Origin of the sequence: Chryseobacterium pennae, from assembly GCF_003385515.1 — a bacterium.
In the GTDB taxonomy this organism is placed as follows: domain Bacteria; phylum Bacteroidota; class Bacteroidia; order Flavobacteriales; family Weeksellaceae; genus Chryseobacterium; species Chryseobacterium pennae.
In genome coordinates this window covers 134,641-155,559 of sequence record NZ_QNVT01000004.1, presented here as the reverse complement: position 1 = coordinate 155,559, position 20,919 = coordinate 134,641, and the positions used below count along the sequence as shown (strand labels likewise).

The window sequence follows — 20,919 nt, the reverse complement described above, 5'->3', positions numbered from 1 at the left end:
CAATCAGGTCAAATTTTTCCTCGTTAATAAACGTCAGCAAATTTAAGCACTATTTTTGTAATACTCAAAATTTTTGTTTATTAATTATAATTTTCTTTAAATTAATGATTTATATCATTGTAAAGCCTGTTGGTTACTGAGGCTTTATGCTTACAAATTCTTTCGGACTTACGTGGTAATTCAGCTTCAGTTCTAAAGAATTTTTGATAGAGTGTGCCAATTCATCAATAATCTTCTGCTTAAAGGTTGGCTTATAGTAAATAATACTGATTTCTCTGTAAGGGAAAGGCTTCTTGAATCTGAAAACATTCTTTTTCTGCTCTTCAGAAAGCTGGCTTAAGGCAAGCTCCGGAAGGATACTGATCCCCCCAACTTTGTCTACCATATGTACCAAAGTCTGGATATTGGAAGCTAAGAAATCTAAATTTTTAGGCTTCAGGGTATTTTCTTTAAGGTGACAGATATTTTCAAACTGATTTCTCAGACAGTTTCCTTCTTCAAGCAGCCATACTTTTTCTACATTCAGCTCTTCAGGAATGATGTAAGCATTCTTTTTATTGGCTTCAGTATTGGAACTGTAGATCATCAGCTCTTCATTGAAAAGGAAATCCTGATAGAACTCATCTGCCGTATCGTAAGGAGTAGAGATAATCCCCGCATCCAGCTCTCCGGCTTTCAAAGCTTTAATAATATTATCCGTTGTCATTTCCTTTACATTCATCTGGATCTTAGGGTTTGTTTCTAAGAATTTAAAGATTTCAGTAGGCAAAATAAATGAAGAAACAGTAGGGATAATTCCAAGGTTGATGGTTCCCCCTAAAATGTTATTCAGCAGGTTGGCTTTGTTTTTCAGCTCATTGACAGATTCTATAATAACCTTGGCCTGATCGATGATCTGAAGACCTACATCTGTAGTACGGATTGGATGGGTAGTTCTGTCGAAAACCTTCACATCCAATTCATCCTCAAATTTCTGTATCATGGCACTTAAGGTAGGTTGGGTAATGAAGCACGCCTGAGCCGCTTTTCCAAAATGTTTATACTTATCAACAGCGATAAGATACTCCAGTTGCTGAATGTTCATTTGATTAATATTATCTATTACAAAGATATAACGTTTTTGTTATTAGCAATTAAAAATTCAAGTAAATTTGATAATTAGTACCTTTACACTTCGATTTAGAAAATACGAGAACAATTATTCAAATCATCAATATATGGATTCTAAAAAATTAACGTTAAGCAACGGCGCACCTTATTTTGAGCATCAGGATTCCCAGACGGTAGGACCAAGAGGCCCGGTATTGCTGCAAGACTTTATTCTTCAGGAAAATCTTGCGCATTTCGTTAGGGAAAGAATTCCTGAAAGAATTGTACATGCTAAGGGAAGCGGAGCCTATGGAACCTTCACTGTAACGCATGATATCAGCCAATACACTAAGGCAAAATTATTTTCGAGAGTAGGAAATTCATGCAGAATGTTTGCCCGTTTTTCTACAGTTGGCGGTGAAAAAGGAAGCGCAGATACGGCAAGAGATCCGAGAGGATTTGCCTTAAAATTTTATACGGAAGACGGAAACTGGGACCTTGTAGGAAACAACACTCCGGTATTCTTTATTAAGGATGCTAAAAAATTCCCGGATTTTATTCATACCCAAAAGCGACTTCCAAGAACGAATCTAAAAAGTGCCACTATGATGTGGGATTTCTGGAGCTTAAACCCTGAATCACTTCATCAGGTCCTTATACTAATGTCAGACAGGGGAACCCCTTATGGCTATCGACATATGCACGGCTTTGGATCTCATACTTTCTCCATGATTAATGATAAAAATGAAAGAGTATGGGTAAAATTTCACTTTAAAACAAAGCAGGGAGTAAAAAACTTCACAGATGAAGAAGCGGGAAAAATGGCTGGAAAAAATCCGGACTTTGCTCAGGAAGACCTTTGTAACGCTATTGAAAATGGAGATTTCCCAAAATGGACCATGTACATTCAGGTAATGACAGAGGAACAGGCAAAAGATTTCAGATGGAATCCTTTTGACGTTACAAAAGTATGGTTTCATGATGACTACCCGTTGATCGAGGTAGGAGAAATGGAACTGAATGAAGTTCCTGTCAATTATTTTGCACATGTTGAACAATCTACATTCTCACCAAGCAGCTTAATTAACGGTATCAGCTTCTCCCCGGACAAGATGCTTCAGGGAAGATTGTTCTCTTATCCGGATGCACACCGATACAGAGTGGGCGTAAACGCTCATCAGCTGGAAGTGAACAGATGTCCTTTTGCAGTCAATAATTATCAGAGAGATGGCTATATGGCAGATTCCAGCCAATATCAGGATAAACCGAATTACCATCCTAATAGTTTTGATGATATCACACCTGATGTTTCTTACAAAAACTATGAGTATGAATTAGATAGCGCTCATGTTGCCAATTATAACAGAAATGATAACGACAGCGATCATTATACTCAGCCGGGACTTCTTTATTCAAAAGCGATGAACGCGGAAGACAGGAACAATCTGATCCAAAACATTGTAGAAAGCATGAAGGGAATTAACGGACCTAAAAGAGAGGAGATCATCAACAGACAATTATGTCACTTTTTCCGCGCCAATATTGAGCTTGGCATGAAAGTAGCTTCACAACTAAACATCAATATCGATGCAAATATGATGAATCATTCAAAATAATCATATTGAACAATAAATTAAAAAAAAGGAAAAAAAAAAATAATATTTTTTCCTTTTTTTTGTAAAAAATTCATAATTTGCAGGGGATGATATTTTAAAGTGGAAAAATGAGTTACGAAAATATATTATTAAATAAGGAAGATAAATTATCTATCATTACAATAAACAGACCTGAAAGTTTAAATGCATTGAATGCAAAGACTATTCAGGAGATCAGTACAGCATTGGATGAGCTTAATTCTGACACTTCCTGCAGGGTAATTATCCTTACAGGCAGTGGAGAAAAATCATTTGTAGCTGGAGCTGACATCAAGGAATTCAGTGACTTCGGACAGGAAAAAGCTGAGGAACTTGCAAGAAACGGACAAAATACATTGTTCAACAAAATTGAAAATCTATCTAAACCTGTCATTGCTGCCGTAAATGGTTTTGCATTAGGGGGAGGTTTAGAGCTTGCTATGGCATGCCACATCAGATATGCATCGGAGAATGCCAGACTGGGGCTTCCTGAAGTAACCTTAGGACTTATTCCTGGGTACGGAGGAACTCAAAGGCTTCCCAAACTTGTCGGAAAAGGTATTGCCAACGAAATGATCTTCTCTGCCAAAATGATTCCTGCTCAAAAAGCAAAAGAAATTGGATTGGTAAATGAAGTATACCCTATTGAAGAATTATTAACCAAAACGAAAGAATTAGCGAACGCTATTGCCTATAATTCACCAATGGCAATATCGAAGGCGATTAACGCCGTGAATTTATCGGACACGGATAAAGGTTTCGAGACTGAAATCAAGTATTTCGGAGAACTTTTTGAAATGGAAGATAAGAAAGAAGGAGTAACAGCTTTCCTAGAGAAAAGAAAGCCAAACTTCTAATCTTTCAAAAAGATTTTAATCCAAATTATTTCGAAAAAACTAATGCTGCGGTATGAATAAGTTTGATAAAGCTTATCTAAAAATGGCCCAAGAATGGGCACAACTCTCCTACTGTAAGAGAAAACAGGTAGGGGCTCTTATCGTAAAAGATAGGATGATTATTTCAGATGGCTACAACGGAACTCCTATGGGATTCGAGAACTGCTGTGAAGATGGAGAGGGAAAAACGCACTGGTATGTACTGCATGCGGAAGCCAACGCTATTTTGAAGCTGGCAGCATCTACACAATCTGCAAAAGGCGCAACGTTATATTTAACATTGTCCCCTTGTAAGGAATGCAGTAAGCTGATCCTTCAGGCAGGTATTACAAGACTGGTGTATATTAATGAGTATTCAGATGACGATGGGATATCGTTCCTGAGAGGCCATAACATTGAAATAGAACAAATATCGGACTGTGAACTAAAAAAATAAGCACAAATGACTTGGGATGAAAAGATCAAAGATTTTGAAATATTTCTTCGTTTCGAAAGAAATTTTTCAGACAACACGCTCGACGCTTACGTTCGGGACATTAAGAAACTAAAAGATTACGCAGAAGAAGATCTGGCAAACGTCGGTCCAGATTCTATCGGTTACGAAAACCTGCAGGAATACATTTTCAATCTTTCTAAACAGAAATTCAGTGAGCGATCACAGGCTAGGTGGATATCATCCATCAAAGCCTTCTTCAAATTTCTGCTGGAAGATGAATATCGTGAAGACAACCCAGCAGCGTTACTTGAAGGCCCTAAACTGGGACTGTATCTGCCGGATACTTTAAGCCTGCCGGATATTAATAAAATTATTGCCGCCATTGAGGTCAATACAGATCTCGGAAAAAGAAACCAGTGTATCATTGAGGTACTCTATGGTTGCGGACTCCGTGTGTCTGAGCTGATCGACCTGAAGATTTCGAATATCAACTTCAGGGAGCAATATATTAAAGTACACGGAAAAGGGAACAAAACTCGTTTTGTGCCTTTGGCTGATTACACAGCTGAACTGCTGGAAAGCTATATCAAAGAGGTACGCTCTAAAGGGAAAATCAATAAGAAATATGAAGACACTCTGTTTTTGAACAGCCGTGGCACTTCCATGTCAAGAGTAATCGTATTTCTTATTATTAAGGAACTTACAGATAAGGCAGGAGTTAATAAGAAAATTTCTCCACATACCTTCAGACATTCTTTTGCAACGCATTTGCTGCAGAACGGTGCAGATCTTCGTTATATTCAGGAAATGCTGGGACATTCCAGCATTACTACAACGGAAATTTACACTCACCTGAAGACAGAAGAGCTGAGGGATGTTATCTTAACTTATCACCCGAGAAATATTAATATTGCTCAGTGAACCTGAAGATCCACCTTAGAAAATAATTATTGAGGAATGAAAGTATTGAAATATTGTCCAAGTTGTGGCAAAGAGTCTTTACATTGGGATGGTGAAAAGAAATGGAGCTGCCCTGACTGTGGTTTTACCCTGTACAACAATGTAGCAGGCGCTGTAGCGGTTGTTATCAGATGTGGTGATGAAATTTATCTTACAAGAAGAAACAGAGATCCTAAAAAAGGAAAACTGGATCTTGCCGGAGGGTTTGTTGATCCCAAAGAAAGTGCAGAGGAAACCTGTAAAAGAGAACTTTTTGAAGAACTTCAGCTTGACATTGATATTTCCAGCCTGAAATACCTGACGAGTCTTCCCAACATTTATCAGTATAAAGAGATTGATTACAATACGATCGACCTGTTTTATGAGTATACTGTTTCGGAGAAGTTTGAGGTCAGCCTTGAGATTTCAGAAATTTCAGAAGCGGTGTGGATTCCTGTACAGGAACTTGACCTTAATGAGATCGCTTTTGATTCTCAGAAGAAATTTTTTGAAGGTTATTTAAAGAAATAATTTTTGTATTATATTCTCCCGCAGATTTTGCAGATACAGCATATGCTTGGGTTTTACCAACTGCTTATTTTGTAAAATCTGCGGGAGTTTTTTATTAATAAAAACAATTTTCCCACAGATTTCACGATTTACACAGATACATTTAATATAAGTTCTGGGATGACCTGTGAAATCTGTGGGAATTGTATTTTAAATCAGTATGTTTTTGATTTCAGCATTTCATCAAAATACTGAATAATCAAGGTTCTTTCTGCCTCAGACAGGTTAGCCTCCTTGTGATAAACAACATAACCAGGTAATGGCATTGTCTTGTGTTTAAGAGCCTCCATAGACCTATCAAGCATATTCTCTTTTAATTCCTTATTATAGGTTCCCCAAACAGAAAAATTAAGATGCTGACGCCCGTCATTCACATGGCTTTTTACCGACCATGAAATAGGTGCTATGTAAGCATACTTTGGATACACTGTTTCGTTCGAATGACAGTCATAGCAAGCATTTTTAAGAAGTGTACTTACCTTTTCCGGAGCATTTTTCATCTGAATAAAATTCAGTTTAGAATCAACCGGTTTATTTACTGTATCAATCGGGAAAAACTGTATAAGAGCAAACGCTACCAATGTCCAGAAGATTATTTTCTTTGCCGTCTTCATAAATTTTATTTAACCGGAGTTATGACTGCATCAGCAGATTTTACTTCTTTTTTAATTTCCTGTACTACTGTTTTTTCTTTTTCTTCCAAAGCAGGAGGAGTCGCAGCCGTTGCAGATGTATTGATCCCTTTTGGATTATCAAGTGTTCTGGTATCTGTAAGATCCCATTCTTCTCTTGTTTCCCATAATGCTTTTACCAAAGCTTTTTTGTAGAAAACATAAGCATCTTCCGCAAAGGTTTCAGTTGCGAAGTCTGCTTCATCCCAATATTTATCATTATTATTATCTACCAATATCCGGACAATGTATTCATTAGGTTTCAGAATATCAAATTTTACACGATCGCCTTTAGTATACTTTTGATACACTACTTTATCAGAAGAATCTAATAACTGGATCCAGTAATTAGATGCAGGTGCATTGGAGAGCGTAAACTCCAGACTTCCAAACTGCTCTACTTTATCAACAGTGAAATCAAAACGTTTGGATTGGGTATTTTTTGCATAGAAAGAGGAAACGGTTTCCTTAGGAATCGTCAGTTGATACTCTTTTCCATTAACAAAATCAGACTGTACCAGAATCTGATAAGGATTTACCTCTGAAATCTTAGCTGTAAATGGTAAAGTAGACAAAGAATCTCCCTTGGTAGCCAGTCTCCATTTTGATGGATCAATTTTATCAATAAAATAATTGGAAGAGATTTTAAAATCAGATTTTGGATCCAATGAACTTCCCCCGTTGTCGCTGAAGATGTCCATTGTATTTTTTTTATTGTACTTATAGAACAATGAAACTGAATACACAGTATCTTTTTTGGGTCCGATATTGTGGCTGAACATCAATTTCTCAGTTGTCTCCTGCCCAATATTATTCTTCACGGCATCAAACCAGATTCTAACTGAATCAGATTTTGGAGTGTGAGTTATTTTTATATCTTTAAGCTTATCATTGAGAGATTCTACTTTTACAACATCCGGATGGCCCTCAAAAGTCATAAGAACTCCTCCGGGCGCTTCCTTCATCTCTGAATACTTCAATGCTTTCTTTGATGGATAAACACTTAAATTCAGTCCTGAAATGGATTTCTCAACATCAACGGTTTCTTTTTTAAATCCTATTTTTTCTTTTCCGGGATCATAAACGGAATTTCCGTTTTCATCTTCGAAAGCTATAATTCTATATTTACCGGGAGAAAGGTAATTCAGTTCATAGTATCCGTCATCATCTACCTTGGTAATGTAATAGGGCTTTTGCTTATAGTTCATAGTATCTTTTACCTGATACAGTCCTACTACCATTTTATTTTCATTGGTTCCGGTTTTCTTCTTAATCTGCATGGCATCTTTTATGTCACCACTTATATACAGATCATCCAACTTTTCTCCTGTAGAAAAAGCAAAATTAAAATACCGAAGAATATTAGACTCATTATTATCTGCAATTGAATTTCCAAAGTTGAAATTATAAGTGGTATTGGCCTGAAGGGTATCAGCCCACTGGATAAGAACAAATTTATTGGCAATATTCGATGGAAGAATTCGCTTGATATTTTTAATTGGCGGAGAAATGATAAGGTTTTTATTAATATCCTTTAGGGTCACATATTCATCAAAATCCAGTCGAAGTTCGTGGATATCTCTTTTTACATTAATCCTTGTGGTATCAATATTTGAACTTAAAAATTTGGGCGCCAATGTATCTTTAGGTCCTCCCACAGGAGATCCTACTCTTGCACAAGAGTGTACAAGAAAACAGATAACGAATAATAAAAGAAACCTTTTCATGAAAATGTTTAAGCAAAAATAAACATTATTCTCCAAAAACTTCGTGTCCACTATTCAAACTATCTTTACTGTCATTCATTACAGTCTGAAGTTTCTCCTGCTGCAAAGGGAAATTTTCAAATAATCCTGATAATGCAAGTGCTGTATAAACTTTACCTGAATATTTATTTCCGATTGCCACGATGGTTACTTTAGATTTTAAAAGGTGAGCAAATACGGAATTGGATCCATGCCACCATCCGTTGTGGTAGGTTAGCTTTTCACCATTATCAAATATTTTCATTCTAAAACCTAATCCATAATTGTTCATTCCTGCCTTTTCATTGCTGTAAGGAGTAAATACCAGCTGCATCAGCTCCGGCTTTAAGAAGTCCTTAGAGAACATTGCTTTGGAAAAATTGTATAAATCTCTGGGTGTAGTGTACACATTTTTATCTCCATAGATAAGATCAAGACGATCTAAAGGATATAATCTATTGGCACCATAATAGAAAGACTGTGAAGCTGTTGGAACATCTTTTTCCTGGAAAATATAAGTGTGATCCATCTTCAATGGTATGAAAACCATTTCTTTCATCGCCTGCGGAAAAGGTGTCTTGGTTACTTTTTCAATCAGCAGAGCCAATAAGGCAAAATTTGTATTACAGTACATAAATCCGGTATCTGTATCTCTTGCCAGATCCGGTTTATATTTGATAATCATATTCAGTACATCCTGATTGGTAATAAACGGCTTGGAAAGTTCTGCCGGGGCAGGCTTTATCTGAGTAATAAAGTATTCGTATTTAGGTAATCCGCTTCTTTGATCCAGCAAGGTCTGAACAGTTACATTCGGATACGGAAATCCCGGAAAGAATTGGGTAAGATGATCAGTAAGCTTTATTTTACCGGCTTCTATCAACTTCATCATGGCCATAGCCGTCAATGTTTTTGACACTGAAGCTACGTGTAATGGTGTATTCTTATCGATCGGCATCTGATTACCTTCTCTACCGAAGCCTCTATAGTTTTCGTATAAAATCTCATCTCCTTTGGCCACTAAAATACCGCCACTAAGGTCACCTCCTTCCCATATTTTTTTATAGTATTGATCTATATAGCCTGTCAATGACTCTTTATTGGAAAGCTGCCCATCAGCTTTTGTAAAAACATTTCCCAGATCCACATTTCCATAGTTCGGAAGGTTGGTCATATTTTCAACTGAAGCCTCTTTGGATTCAGATTTATTTTTGCAGGAAAAAAGGGATAAAACAACAGCTGTAGCAAGTACTAAATTACGCATCTTCATAAGATTCAAAAATGAGCGGCAATTTAATAAAAGTCAAAATTAAATTGTAAATATGAAAGGAACATTATGAATAATTTAACATAAAATCAGAAAAAAGGATAAAATCAAAGAAGGCTGAGGAAGCAGATATTAGGAAGGAAAATCCTTTCATTATACCAGCTTCCTCAGCCTTATCAGTATTCTTTATTCATAACGAATCAGCAATAAGAGGCTATAATCTTATCTACAATAAACTGGGCCAATTTCTCTTTACTCTGATGCGTCCAGCCGGCAATATGTGGAGTTACCATTGCTTTTTCGGATTCCAACAGATATTTTAAGTCTTCATTTTCTGTTTCAAGATGTTCAAAAGAGGACTTTTCGTATTCCAATACATCTAAACAAGCTCCTTTTACCTTACCTGCTTTCAATGCTTCTACTAAACTTTTAGTTTTTACATTTTTTCCTCTTGCAGTATTCACAAAATAGAAGTCATTTTTCATCTCTGAAATGAACTTTTCATCAATAAGATAGTGAGTTTCTGAAGTCAGAGGAATATGCAGGCTCAATACTTCTGCAGATTGCTTTAATTCATCTAAGGTAACCTGAGTGGCAAATTCATCGGAAAGACCCGGAAGAATATCATAGAAAATCACTTTACACCCAAAGCTTGAGAGTCTTTTAGCTGTAGCTTTACCCATATTTCCGTATCCTATTAATCCTACCGTTTTTCCCAGTAATTCATCTCCTCTGTTTTCTTCACGTTTCCAAATCCCATTCTTCACTTCCTGAGAAGCAATAAAAAGCCTGTTCATAATGACTAACAACATTCCTACAACATGTTCTGCAACAGAGTCTCTATTCCCTTCCGGAGAGTTGATCAATTGAATTCCCAGTTTTTCGGCAACAGGAATATCAATGTTTTCCATCCCCGCTCCTACTCTTGCAATAAACTTCAGATTCTGAGCCTGTTCAAGAAAGTTTTTATCTAAAGGAATACGGCTTCTAATGATAATACCGTCATAGTTTTTGATCTTATGGCAAACCTCATCATAAGTGGAAGTAAAGTCTTCTTCCAACATAAAGTTTTTAGCTAAAAGCTGTTCGGTGATGAGCGGATGATTTTTATCTAAAAGGAGAATTTTCATAATTTAAACACAAATGACACAAATTAGTTTCACAAATAACATATTCTCCATTTTCAAAGAAAAGTGTTTGTAATTTACAATATAGCTATAAAAACAAAATGCTTTTAATCTGGATATTCCGTATTAAAAGCATTTTAAAGTCTTATTTTTTATCCTTTTTGGAAGATTGTGGTTCTTCCGGCTCCTGGAATAATTTCTTAAGTTCTACAGATTCCAGAGGCTTCATTCTTCCGGAAAGAATTAAAGAAAGTTCTTTTCTACGGAAGGCTGCAGCATATCTTTCTTTCTCATCTTCTGTTTCCGGAACCATATCCGGAATTGGAATTGGGCGGTTGAATTCATCTACTGCAACGAAGGTATAGATCCCTGAATTGGTATGAATTTTTTTCTGATTAATAGGATCGTCTGACCACACATCCACATAAACCTCCATAGAAGTAGAGAATGCTCTGGAAACTTTAGATTCCAAGACCACAACGCCGCCTTCAGGAATCGGATGATTGAATGAAACGTGATTTACAGATGCTGTTACGACTCTTCTTTCACAGTGTCTTGCTGCAGAAATAGAAGCACATCTGTCCATTTTTGCTAAAAGTTCGCCACCAAAAAGGTTTCTTAGAGAGTTTGTTTCGTTCGGAAGAACGATATTGGTCATAATCGTCAGGGATTCTGACGCGGTTTTTATTTTTGCCATTTATTCTTAGTGTTTTTGGGAGCAGCCGGAACTGTTTTTAGAGCTTTTCCGGCAGGTTTTACCAATGAATCTTTCTTAAGGGAGTCTGAAACAGGAGTTTCCGGACCATGTACCACTACCTTCACCGTATCTTTTACAATTCTGTGGGTAGAAGTCTGTACAGATACTTTATTAAAGGATTTCTTCCCAAAGAGAAGTTCCTTTTGGGTAAATGCAAAGTATGCAATACCAAGAACCGGAATAATCAACAGGAAGAACCAAAGAATAGTCTTCTTGAATTTATAATCCTTTTCACGGTTTACTGAGGGGTTTACATTTTCACCATTATTGATGTCAGAAAATCTGATTTCTTCTAATCCGAAAAAATCCGGACGTCCCGCTTCCACTCTTTTTCCTTTGAAATGTGTATGTCCTTCTTCAATAAAGATGGTTCCCAGGTTTTGAATTTCAAGAACCTGTTCTGCCTGAAGTTTTTTCTTCCAAAAATCAGTCTGTATCTTCAGATCACTTCTGGAGGCTTCTACAGACATCTGTTTTTCCTTGGCAATAAAAATGGTAAGGTCCTCTGCCTGTACTTCATAGTCAATTGTAAATTCAATCTGACTTGCAGGAGGCAGGATACTTCCGTTTTCGGAATTGATAATTGCCTTAGAATTTTTCAGGGAAAACACACCAAAGCCTGGAACCGTGACAGTTCCGTATTGTTTTAAATATTCTAAAATGTATGCTGAAATATTCATTTGGCAGCAAATTTATAACTTTTTCATGACTTTTTGAAGATATTTAACGCATATAAAAAAAGACTGCCAAAGCAGCCTTTTGAGTATTTCATATGAAAACAGGTTGACTATTCATGATCTCGAATCCCTTTCGGAATAAATTTGCAATCCCCTTATTTACAGTCATTCCTTTCTTTCAATCTATTGAATTTTCCAACTGATACCAAACATAAAATTTGTTCCTGCCTGCGAGAAGTAATAAGGGGCACCACTATATACAGCTCCATTATTGACATATTTTTTATTGAACAGGTTATTGACCAATAATTTCAAAGCGACATCGTTGTTAGCAATTTTAAACTGATACTGTGCATTAAAATCAGTCAGGATATAATCTTTTAGCTGTACATTCTTATCCTCTGTATTATCAAGGTATTGTTTCCCTACATACTGATTCATTAAAGCAAACTGGAAACTTTTAGATGGCTTAAATGTCAATCCTAAATTAGCAACTACATCCGGAGAGAATGAAATTTGGGTATTGCCCAGATTCTTAACCACTTTTTTGTTTTTCATATTGAAATCCAGATTTCTGTTCTGGCTCAAACTTATATTTCCGGAAACCTCCCACTGCTTTGAAAGTTTTGCCAACAAACCAATTTCGATTCCTCTTCTGTAGCTTTTCCCTGAATTGGTTCTGATAAAAGCTCCTACATTATTCAGTTCTCCGTTTAATACCAATTGATTCACATAGTACATATAGTACAGATTTGCGGTCACGGATAAAAATCCAAACTGCTTTTCCAGTCCCGCTTCAAAATCATGAAGTTTTTCAGCTTTAACACTATTATCAGCAATCAGATCATCTCTGTTGGGTTCACGGTGAGCATGAGCATAAGACAAATACACTTTCCCGTTTCCAATTCTATAATTCACCCCTGCCTTAGGATTGAAAAACAGCCATTTTTCTTTGATATTTCCTCCTTCGCCATCACCATCCAGCAGTATTTTAGTATCATAATTGATATTTCTCAGCTGAAGATCTCCAAAAAATTCAAAATCATTTACCCTTACAAGTGCTTTTGCAAACCCTGCCACTTCATTCTTCACAGAGCGTCCTCTATAATATTCATAGTTATCAATTTGTGGAAAGTACACTCCGGTTACTGTACCGTAATGCTTCCCATAATACTGGTTGGCTACTATTCCGAAATTAAGATCTACATTTTCAAATTTCCCGTAAAGGGTAGAAACCAATCCATAAAAATGATTATCCAGCCATTTTTTTCTAATGAAGTCTGTAGTTTCTACAGGAAGTCCATTTACGATTGGAACAACTAAATTATAATTAGAATAATGCACTGCCTCATTATCATTCTCATCCACTCTGGTATAATTCTCATAATATCCCTTTCCTCTTGTATAATGCAGAGTAGTTTCCAAATTCCAGGTATCATTGAACTTTTGTTCCCATAGAAACTGATAATGATTCTGGCGATAGTTGTCTGTTTCACCATCATAAAACTTCTTTTCACCGGTAAAAAGATCTATATATTCTCCGGAAGGATTATACTTCGGATCGGTTTCCCAGGTTTTTCTGCTGATTCCGTTCCATGCCTGATACGTTCTTTCTTTTCCTCCGAATGCCATTAAACGTAATCTCGTTTTCCCTTCTTCAAATAAAGCTGTAAAGTTGTAAGAATCCAGATTGGATGATGCTCTGTCAATATAACCATCAGAATGAATATGGGAATACCTTCCCATCACAGAAAGCCTGTTTTTCCAGAACTTACCAGTGCCTACTTCTGCTGAATATTTATAGGTATTGAATGACCCATAACTGTCATCTGTTTTGAAATAAAACTTCTCTTCAGGATCTTTTGAAATGACATTAATGCTGGCTCCAAATGATGAAGCACCGTTATTTGAAGTTCCAACCCCTCTCTGAATAACAATCTGGGAGGCTGAGCTCGTTAAATCCGGGACATTCACAAAAAAAGCACCCTGACTTTCTGAGTCATTAAAAGGAACGCCGTTCATCATTACATTAATTCCTCTTCCCGCAACTCCACGAATTCTGATTCCAGTGTAGCCCACCCCATTTCCGGCATCCGAAGTGGAAATAACCGAAGTTTGGTTTTTCAACAGGATAGGAAGATCCTGCCCCATATTTTTTCCGTCTAAATCTTTCTGAACATTAATAATCTCCTTAGCAACAGGAAGTCTTTTGGTAAAGTTAACCGCTTCTATTTCCCTGATTTTCAGAGAATCCTTGTTTTGAGCCTGAATAAAGGCCACAGAGCCTATGGTAAGCCCTAAAAAAAATAATCCTTTCATTCTATAAATCTTTAACATTTAATGAATAAAAGGGGATCGATAAGATATTATACAGGTTCAACCCTCAGTAGAGTTGATGTCCCTAAACAGCATTACCTGTTCCAGGTTCGGTGGGTATAATCTCAGCCTGTTAAAGCACCCCTTTATTTCAGCCGCGAAATTACAAAAAATATATGAGATGAACGGAATTCGGGATTGCGTGGTACAGGATTACAGGAAAGGTGATTATAAAAAGATTTGTTGTATGAAGAAATTAAAGTTATAAAAAATCTTCATCGGTAATGAATGACCATCATTCATCACTCATTTTCTAATACGTTTTGTTATTGGCATCAATGTAATAATAGTTCTTTCCATCTTTTGTCACTTCAAACATTTTTCCCAGCTTCCAGCTGAAGTTTCTTTTAATATTTGAATATTCGAAAGGAATAATGATTTTATTATTAACATCAATAACCCCGAATTTATCATTATTTGAAGCAACAATCATCGGATCAGCCACATCATCTCCTTCCATGATGTAGAGGTACTGATATTGCGGATAAATCTGATACTGACGGTAGTCGGCTGCATTAACGAATTTTGATTTTTCAATAATTCCATAGAACCCATTAAGAACATACGCCTGAAAAAGCTGCTGCTTGTACTCTCCAAACTTGCATTTTCCAAGATCAGAATCCTTAAACTGATAGACTCTTTTTCCTGAATGATTTACACGGTAAGAAATCATATCCTTTTCTACAGTTGCATACTCTCCGGTTCCAAATTTTCTGACTTTCTCATTAGGAGAATTCAAAAGATTACAGTCTTCATAAAAAAATACGGCAATATGATATTCCGGCTGAATGATATATTTCCCATTTTGATTAACGTACCCGAAGCTGTCTCCCTTCTTTTTAGGGATCAACAATGGAAGATCTTTGTTAATAACTACCAGATCAGGATTGTGCTTGGCTACAGCATTTTTCTCTTTTTTCATGGTAGTTTTCGTAACGTTTTTCACTGTTGGTTTCTTCACAAATTTAGTCTGTGAAAAAACAAAAATCGAAATAAAAACGCACAAAATATTCAGGATATTTTTCATATTCACCTTTTGTCTGCAAAATTACGGCCAAAAATAGAAATTATCAAATTCATATTTATAAAGAATCTAAATAATTTCATTCTTATAAAATCGTAAAATTTCGTAATTTTGGGGAACATTTTGAATTGTTTAATAATTTAAAAAACTTTTAAAAAAATGTAGATTATGCTGACCTTCCTTGGTTAATGTTGCATCACATGCGAGATCTCAAAATGTCATTAATTGTATTTTATACAGACCAGTAAAGAAGCAGCGAAATACTCTACCTTTAATATTGAAAGACCTTCTATTATGAATATTTATAAGGATTACATCAAAGAGATTGAAGAAAGAAAAGACCAGGGGCTTCATCCAAAGCCAATTGATGGTGCTGAATTACTAAGCGAAATCATCGCACAAATCAAGGATTTGGGTAATGCAGATCGAACGGATTCTCTTAAATTTTTCATCTATAACACCCTGCCGGGAACAACAAGTGCAGCAGGTGTAAAAGCTAAATTTTTAAAGGAGATTATTCTGGGTGAATCCATAGTAGAAGAAATCTCTCAGGCTTTTGCTTTCGAATTATTATCTCACATGAAAGGAGGTAAATCCATCGAAGTATTATTAGACTTAGCTTTAGGTAACGATACTGCCATTGCTCAACAAGCTGCAGACGTTCTTAAAACTCAGGTTTTCCTTTATGAAGCGGACACAACGCGTTTAAAGGAAGCTTACAACAGCGGAAATGCTATCGCTAAAGAAATTTTAGAAAGCTACGCACAGGCTGAATTCTTCACTAAACTTCCTGAAGTGGCTGAAGAAATTAAAGTGATTACTTATATTGCCGGTGAGGGAGATATCTCTACCGATTTACTTTCTCCGGGTAACCAGGCGCACTCAAGATCAGATCGTGAACTTCACGGTAAATGTATGATCACTCCTGCAGCTCAGGAAGAAATCAAAGCTTTACAGGCACAACATCCTGATGCAAGCGTTATGCTTATTGCTGAAAAAGGGACAATGGGTGTAGGTTCATCCAGAATGTCAGGGGTAAACAACGTAGCTTTATGGACTGGTAAACAGGCTAGCCCTTATGTACCATTCGTAAATATTGCTCCGATTGTTGGAGGTACAAACGGTATTTCTCCAATTTTCCTTACTACAGTAGACGTTACCGGAGGTATTGGTGTTGACCTTAAGAACTGGGTGAAGAAAGTAGATGAAAATGGAAATCCTGTTCGTAACGAAAATGGTGATATCGTTCTTGAAGAAGCTTATTCAGTAGCTACAGGAACTGTTTTGACTATTAATACAAAAGAAAAGAAATTATATAACGGAGATCAGGAACTGATTGACCTTACAAAGTCTTTCACACCACAAAAGATGGAGTTCATCAAAGCTGGTGGATCTTACGCAATTGTATTCGGTAAGAAGCTACAGACATTTGCTGCTCAGGTTTTAGGTGTTGAGGCTCCTGTTGTTTTTGCTCCATCAAAAGAAATCTCTCACGAAGGGCAAGGTCTTACGGCTGTTGAAAAAATCTTCAACAGAAATGCTGTAGGAACTACACCAGGTAAAGTATTACATGCAGGTTCTGATGTACGTGTACAGGTAAATATCGTTGGCTCACAGGATACGACAGGTCTGATGACTTCTCAGGAGCTTGAATCAATGGCTGCAACTGTAATTTCTCCGGTTGTTGACGGTGCTTACCAATCAGGTTGTCACACTGCTTCAGTTTGGGATAAAAAAGCTCAGGCTAACATTCCTAAGCTAATGAAATTCATGAACGATTTCGGTTTGATCACAGCTCGTGACCCGAAAGGTGAATACCACTCAATGACTGACGTTATTCACAAAGTTCTTAACGATATCACTGTAGACGAGTGGGCTATCATCATTGGTGGTGACTCTCACACAAGAATGTCTAAAGGAGTTGCTTTCGGAGCAGACTCTGGAACGGTTGCTCTTGCATTAGCTACGGGTGAGGCTTCTATGCCAATTCCTGAATCTGTAAAAGTAACATTCAAAGGTGAAATGAAACCTCACATGGATTTCCGTGATGTGGTTCATGCTACTCAGGCTCAGATGTTGAAGCAATTCGGAGGAGAGAATGTATTCCAGGGAAGAATCATTGAGGTTCACATCGGAACACTTCCTGCTGACCAGGCCTTCACATTTACAGACTGGACTGCTGAAATGAAAGCAAAAGCGTCTATCAACATTTCTGAAGACAACACCCTAATCGAATCATTGGAAATTGCTAAAGGCAGAGTCCAGATCATGATCGACAAAGGGATGGATAACCACAACAAAGTTCTTCAGGGATTAATTGACAAAGCAAATAAGAGAATTGAAGAGATCAGATCAGGTGAAAAACCAGCGTTGACCCCAGATTCCAATGCTAAATATTATGCTGAAGTTGTTGTAGATCTTGATGTAATTGTAGAACCTATGATTGCTGACCCGGATGTAAACAATGACGATGTTTCTAAGAGATATACTCACGATACGATCAGAGATCTTTCTTACTATGGTGGTGAGAAAAAAGTAGATCTTGGTTTCGTTGGATCTTGTATGGTTCACAAGGGAGACCTTAAAATTGTTTCTCAGATGTTGAAAAACCTTGAAAAGAAAAATGGTAAAGTAGAATTTAGCGCTCCTCTGGTAGTGGCAGCTCCTACTTACAATATTATTGACGAGTTAAAAGCTGAAGGTGACTGGGAATTACTAGAGAAATATTCAGGATTTGAATTTAATGATAACGCGCCTAAAGGTGAAGCTCGTACAGAATACGAAAATGTAATGTACCTTGAGCGTCCTGGATGTAACCTTTGTATGGGTAACCAGGAAAAAGCAGCGAAAGGAGATACTGTTTTAGCTACTTCAACACGTCTTTTCCAGGGAAGAGTAGTAGAAGATTCTGAACGTAAAAAAGGTGAATCTCTATTGGCTTCAACTCCGGTTGTTGTTCTTTCTGCTATCATCGGAAGAATCCCAAGCATTGAGGAATACAAAGCAGCAGTTGAAGGTATTGACCTGACTACTTTTGTACCTTCCATTAAGGAATTAACAAGTACAAGCGCTCACTAATTGATCTTTAGTCGCAAGACTAGTCAAATCATATAAAATGAAAGATTTTAGTCCTTTTTGGATTTAAAATCTTTCATTTTTTTGTTTAGAATCGTTCTATTTTAACTTAAATACGATTTTTTTACGAGAAAATCGGGAAAATAGAATCTATTTTTTCTTAAATTGAAAGTGATAAAATCTCTTGGTTTTACATTCATAATCAGCCCTATTCATAGATTATAGGAACGTTTTTTGATGTATTAAAAAATGATTTTTCTTTTTCAAAACAGAAGAAAAGGAAACATTAATGGAAAAAGAACAAAACTAAATACGATATGACTTTTGATATTGATATGATCAAAAAGGTGTACGAGCGTTACCCTGAAAGAATTGCTGCGGCAAGACAAATTGTGGGAAAACCTCTTACCCTTTCAGAAAAAATTCTTTACACCCACCTTTGGGAAGGAAATGCTACACATGCATATGAAAGAGGCAACTCTTATGTAGATTTTGCACCGGACAGAGTAGCGATGCAGGATGCCACAGCACAAATGGCGCTTTTACAGTTTATGCAGGCTGGAAAAACCAAAGTAGCTGTTCCTTCAACAGCTCACGCGGATCACTTGATCCAGGCGAAAGTAGGTGCTGATAAAGATTTACAGGAAGGTATTAACAAAAACTCTGAAGTATTCAACTTCTTAAGTTCTGTATGTGATAAATACGGAATCGGATTCTGGAAGCCGGGAGCAGGGATTATTCACCAGGTTGTACTGGAAAACTATGCTTTCCCTGGAGGGATGATGATTGGGACCGACTCTCACACAGTAAACGCTGGCGGACTAGGAATGGTTGCTATTGGCGTAGGTGGTGCTGATGCGGTAGACGTAATGGCAGGAATGGCTTGGGAGCTTAAAATGCCTAAACTTATCGGGGTTAAATTAACCGGTAAAATGAACGGCTGGACTTCTGCTAAAGATGTAATCCTGAAAGTAGCAGGAATTCTTACCGTAAAAGGAGGTACAGGATGTATTGTAGAATATTTCGGTGAAGGGGCAGAATCTCTTTCTGCAACAGGTAAAGGTACCATCTGTAACATGGGTGCTGAAATCGGAGCTACCACTTCTACTTTTGGATATGATGATTCCATGAGAAGATATCTTGCAGCTACCGGAAGACAGGATGTAGTGGATGCTGCTGATAAAATTGCTGAACATTTAACGGGTGATGCTGAAGTATACGCTAACCCAGAACAATATTTCGATCAATTAATTGAAATTAACCTTTCTGAACTGACTCCACACTTAAACGGACCTTTCACTCCGGACTTAGCCACTCCAGTTGCTGAATTCAGAGCAAAAGCTGAAGCGAATGGATGGCCACTAGAAGTAGAATGGGCACTGATTGGTTCTTGTACAAACTCTTCTTATGAAGATTTGTCAAGAGCGGCTTCTATTGTAGAAGACGCAGTATCCAAAGGAGTAAAACCTAAAGCTATTTTAGGAATTAACCCAGGTTCTGAGCAGGTGAAATTCACAGCGGAAAGAGACGGTTTCTTAGATTCTTTCAGAAAATTTGAAAATGCAAGAATCTTTACCAATGCTTGTGGACCATGTATCGGACAATGGGATAGAGAAGGTGCTGAAAAAGGAGAGAAAAACTCTATTATTCACTCTTTCAACAGAAACTTTGCAAAAAGAGCTGACGGTAACCCAAATACCCATGCATTTGTAGCTTCTCCAGAAATGGTAGCTGCTGTTGCCATCTCCGGCAGACTGGATTTCAACCCGATTACTGATACTTTAACAAACCAGGCAGGTGAACAGGTAAAACTTAACGAGCCTAAAGGTTTCGAACTTCCTGAAAAAGGATTTGCTGTGGATGACAATGGATATCAGGCACCATCTGCAGACGGATCGAGTGTTGCGGTTAATGTAAGTCCTACTTCAGACAGACTTCAGTTATTAGAGGAATTCCCTGCATGGGATGGTAAAAATATTACCGGAGCTAAAGTATTAATCAAAGCTTTTGGAAAATGTACTACCGACCACATTTCTATGGCTGGACCATGGTTGAAATACAGAGGGCATCTTGACAATATTTCCAATAACATGTTGATTGGTGCTGTTAATGCTTACAATATGGAAACCAACCATGTTAAAAACGAATTAACAGGTGAATATGGTGAAGTTCCTGCTGTACAAAGAGCTTACAAAGCTGCAGGTGTTCCTACCATTGTTGTAGGAGACCAAAACTACGGTGAAGGATCTTCAAGAGAGCATGCAGCTATGGAACCCAGACACCTCGGGGTAAAAGCGGTATTGGTAAAATCATTTGCGAGAATCCATGAAACGAACCTTAAAAAACAAGGAATGTTGGGAATCACTTTCGCTAATGAGGCTGATTATGATAAAATCCTGGAAGATGATACAGTTAACTTCTTAGATCTTGACCAGTTTGCTCCAGGAAAACAATTGACTTTAGAATTTGTTCACAAAGACGGAACGAAAGACATTGTTATCGCAAACCACACTTACAATGATCAACAGATTGATTGGTTCAAAGCAGGTTCTGCCCTTAACTTGATTAAACAACAAGAGAAATAAGAATTAATTGTTAGATCGATTAATGATAAAAATACGGCTTCAGTAGAAGCC

Annotated in this window: 16 protein-coding genes; 7 read left to right on the top strand and 9 right to left on the bottom strand. The window is 37.1% G+C overall.

Translation table 11 applies throughout. The annotated features are described in order from the left end of the window. Positions 1-133: 133 nt before the first annotated feature. A complete protein-coding gene (locus DRF65_RS06450) occupies positions 134-1,084 on the bottom strand; it encodes a LysR substrate-binding domain-containing protein (protein ID WP_115969909.1) in 951 nt (316 codons plus the stop codon). A gap of 133 nt (positions 1,085-1,217) precedes the next feature. Here DRF65_RS06450 and DRF65_RS06445 point away from each other — a divergent pair, with 133 nt between their 5' ends. The 5 genes from DRF65_RS06445 (at position 1,218) to DRF65_RS06425 (ending at position 5,525) form a co-directional block, all read left to right on the top strand. Continuing rightward, positions 1,218-2,705, top strand: coding sequence for a catalase (locus tag DRF65_RS06445; RefSeq protein WP_115969907.1), 1,488 nt, complete (start codon positions 1,218-1,220; stop codon positions 2,703-2,705). 107 nt (positions 2,706-2,812) lie between these two features. Next, positions 2,813-3,580, top strand: coding sequence for an enoyl-CoA hydratase/isomerase family protein (locus DRF65_RS06440; RefSeq protein WP_115969905.1), 768 nt, complete (start codon positions 2,813-2,815; stop codon positions 3,578-3,580). A 52-nt stretch (positions 3,581-3,632) separates the two neighbouring features. Beyond that, entirely contained in the window at positions 3,633-4,055 is a 423-nt protein-coding gene (locus DRF65_RS06435) for a deoxycytidylate deaminase (RefSeq protein WP_115969903.1), read from the top strand. A gap of 6 nt (positions 4,056-4,061) precedes the next feature. Then, entirely contained in the window at positions 4,062-4,976 is a 915-nt protein-coding gene (gene xerD / locus DRF65_RS06430; protein WP_115969901.1) for a site-specific tyrosine recombinase XerD, read from the top strand. Positions 4,977-5,012: 36 nt separating this feature from the next. Further along, on the top strand, positions 5,013-5,525 hold the full coding sequence (locus tag DRF65_RS06425) for an NUDIX hydrolase (RefSeq protein WP_115969899.1): 513 nt from the start codon (positions 5,013-5,015) through the stop codon (positions 5,523-5,525). A gap of 194 nt (positions 5,526-5,719) precedes the next feature. On the opposite strand, the gene DRF65_RS06420 is transcribed toward DRF65_RS06425, so the two are convergent. The 8 genes from DRF65_RS06420 to DRF65_RS06385 form a co-directional block, all read right to left on the bottom strand. Further along, entirely contained in the window at positions 5,720-6,178 is a 459-nt protein-coding gene (locus tag DRF65_RS06420) for a heme-binding domain-containing protein (RefSeq protein WP_115969897.1), read from the bottom strand. A gap of 5 nt (positions 6,179-6,183) precedes the next feature. After that, positions 6,184-7,962, bottom strand: coding sequence for an Ig-like domain-containing domain (locus DRF65_RS06415; RefSeq protein WP_115969895.1), 1,779 nt, complete (start codon positions 7,960-7,962; stop codon positions 6,184-6,186). Between the two features lie 25 nt (positions 7,963-7,987). After that, positions 7,988-9,250, bottom strand: a complete 1,263-nt coding sequence (locus DRF65_RS06410; RefSeq protein WP_115969893.1) for a serine hydrolase domain-containing protein — start codon at positions 9,248-9,250, stop codon at positions 7,988-7,990. A 197-nt stretch (positions 9,251-9,447) separates the two neighbouring features. Then, the gene (locus DRF65_RS06405; protein WP_115969891.1) at positions 9,448-10,377 is read right to left on the bottom strand and encodes a 2-hydroxyacid dehydrogenase; all 930 of its coding nucleotides are present in this window, start codon (positions 10,375-10,377) and stop codon (positions 9,448-9,450) included. Positions 10,378-10,519: 142 nt separating this feature from the next. Further along, entirely contained in the window at positions 10,520-11,071 is a 552-nt protein-coding gene (locus DRF65_RS06400; protein ID WP_115969889.1) for an acyl-CoA thioesterase, read from the bottom strand. Then, positions 11,059-11,811, bottom strand: a complete 753-nt coding sequence (locus DRF65_RS06395; RefSeq protein ID WP_115969887.1) for an HU domain-containing protein — start codon at positions 11,809-11,811, stop codon at positions 11,059-11,061. Before DRF65_RS06395 ends, DRF65_RS06400 begins: the two co-directional genes overlap by 13 nt. A 180-nt stretch (positions 11,812-11,991) precedes the next feature. Next, complete coding sequence (locus tag DRF65_RS06390; RefSeq protein ID WP_115969885.1) at positions 11,992-14,127, bottom strand: TonB-dependent receptor; 2,136 nt, start codon at positions 14,125-14,127, stop codon at positions 11,992-11,994. A 310-nt stretch (positions 14,128-14,437) separates the two neighbouring features. After that, positions 14,438-15,145: a WG repeat-containing protein gene (locus DRF65_RS06385; protein WP_228438552.1), complete on the bottom strand. Its 708-nt coding sequence runs from the start codon at positions 15,143-15,145 to the stop codon at positions 14,438-14,440. A 357-nt stretch (positions 15,146-15,502) separates the two neighbouring features. Between DRF65_RS06385 and DRF65_RS06380 the strand changes: the two genes are divergently transcribed. Together DRF65_RS06380 and DRF65_RS06375 are read left to right on the top strand one after the other, a co-directional pair. Further along, complete coding sequence (locus tag DRF65_RS06380) at positions 15,503-18,286, top strand: bifunctional aconitate hydratase 2/2-methylisocitrate dehydratase (RefSeq protein ID WP_115970025.1); 2,784 nt, start codon at positions 15,503-15,505, stop codon at positions 18,284-18,286. 314 nt (positions 18,287-18,600) lie between these two features. Beyond that, positions 18,601-20,868, top strand: coding sequence for an aconitate hydratase (locus DRF65_RS06375; RefSeq protein WP_115969881.1), 2,268 nt, complete (start codon positions 18,601-18,603; stop codon positions 20,866-20,868). Positions 20,869-20,919 lie beyond the last annotated feature (51 nt).

Bases quoted from the DNA above. Each gene is read 5' to 3' on its own strand.
- DRF65_RS06450 (WP_115969909.1), bottom strand. From the start codon at position 1,084: ATGAACATTCAGCAACTGGAGTATCTTATCGCTGTTGATAAGTATAAA.
- DRF65_RS06445 (WP_115969907.1), top strand. From the start codon at position 1,218: ATGGATTCTAAAAAATTAACGTTAAGCAACGGCGCACCTTATTTTGAG.
- DRF65_RS06440 (WP_115969905.1), top strand. From the start codon at position 2,813: ATGAGTTACGAAAATATATTATTAAATAAGGAAGATAAATTATCTATC.
- DRF65_RS06435 (WP_115969903.1), top strand. From the start codon at position 3,633: ATGAATAAGTTTGATAAAGCTTATCTAAAAATGGCCCAAGAATGGGCA.
- xerD (WP_115969901.1), top strand. From the start codon at position 4,062: ATGACTTGGGATGAAAAGATCAAAGATTTTGAAATATTTCTTCGTTTC.
- DRF65_RS06425 (WP_115969899.1), top strand. From the start codon at position 5,013: ATGAAAGTATTGAAATATTGTCCAAGTTGTGGCAAAGAGTCTTTACAT.
- DRF65_RS06420 (WP_115969897.1), bottom strand. From the start codon at position 6,178: ATGAAGACGGCAAAGAAAATAATCTTCTGGACATTGGTAGCGTTTGCT.
- DRF65_RS06415 (WP_115969895.1), bottom strand. From the start codon at position 7,962: ATGAAAAGGTTTCTTTTATTATTCGTTATCTGTTTTCTTGTACACTCT.
- DRF65_RS06410 (WP_115969893.1), bottom strand. From the start codon at position 9,250: ATGAAGATGCGTAATTTAGTACTTGCTACAGCTGTTGTTTTATCCCTT.
- DRF65_RS06405 (WP_115969891.1), bottom strand. From the start codon at position 10,377: ATGAAAATTCTCCTTTTAGATAAAAATCATCCGCTCATCACCGAACAG.
- DRF65_RS06400 (WP_115969889.1), bottom strand. From the start codon at position 11,071: ATGGCAAAAATAAAAACCGCGTCAGAATCCCTGACGATTATGACCAAT.
- DRF65_RS06395 (WP_115969887.1), bottom strand. From the start codon at position 11,811: ATGAATATTTCAGCATACATTTTAGAATATTTAAAACAATACGGAACT.
- DRF65_RS06390 (WP_115969885.1), bottom strand. From the start codon at position 14,127: ATGAAAGGATTATTTTTTTTAGGGCTTACCATAGGCTCTGTGGCCTTT.
- DRF65_RS06380 (WP_115970025.1), top strand. From the start codon at position 15,503: ATGAATATTTATAAGGATTACATCAAAGAGATTGAAGAAAGAAAAGAC.
- DRF65_RS06375 (WP_115969881.1), top strand. From the start codon at position 18,601: ATGACTTTTGATATTGATATGATCAAAAAGGTGTACGAGCGTTACCCT.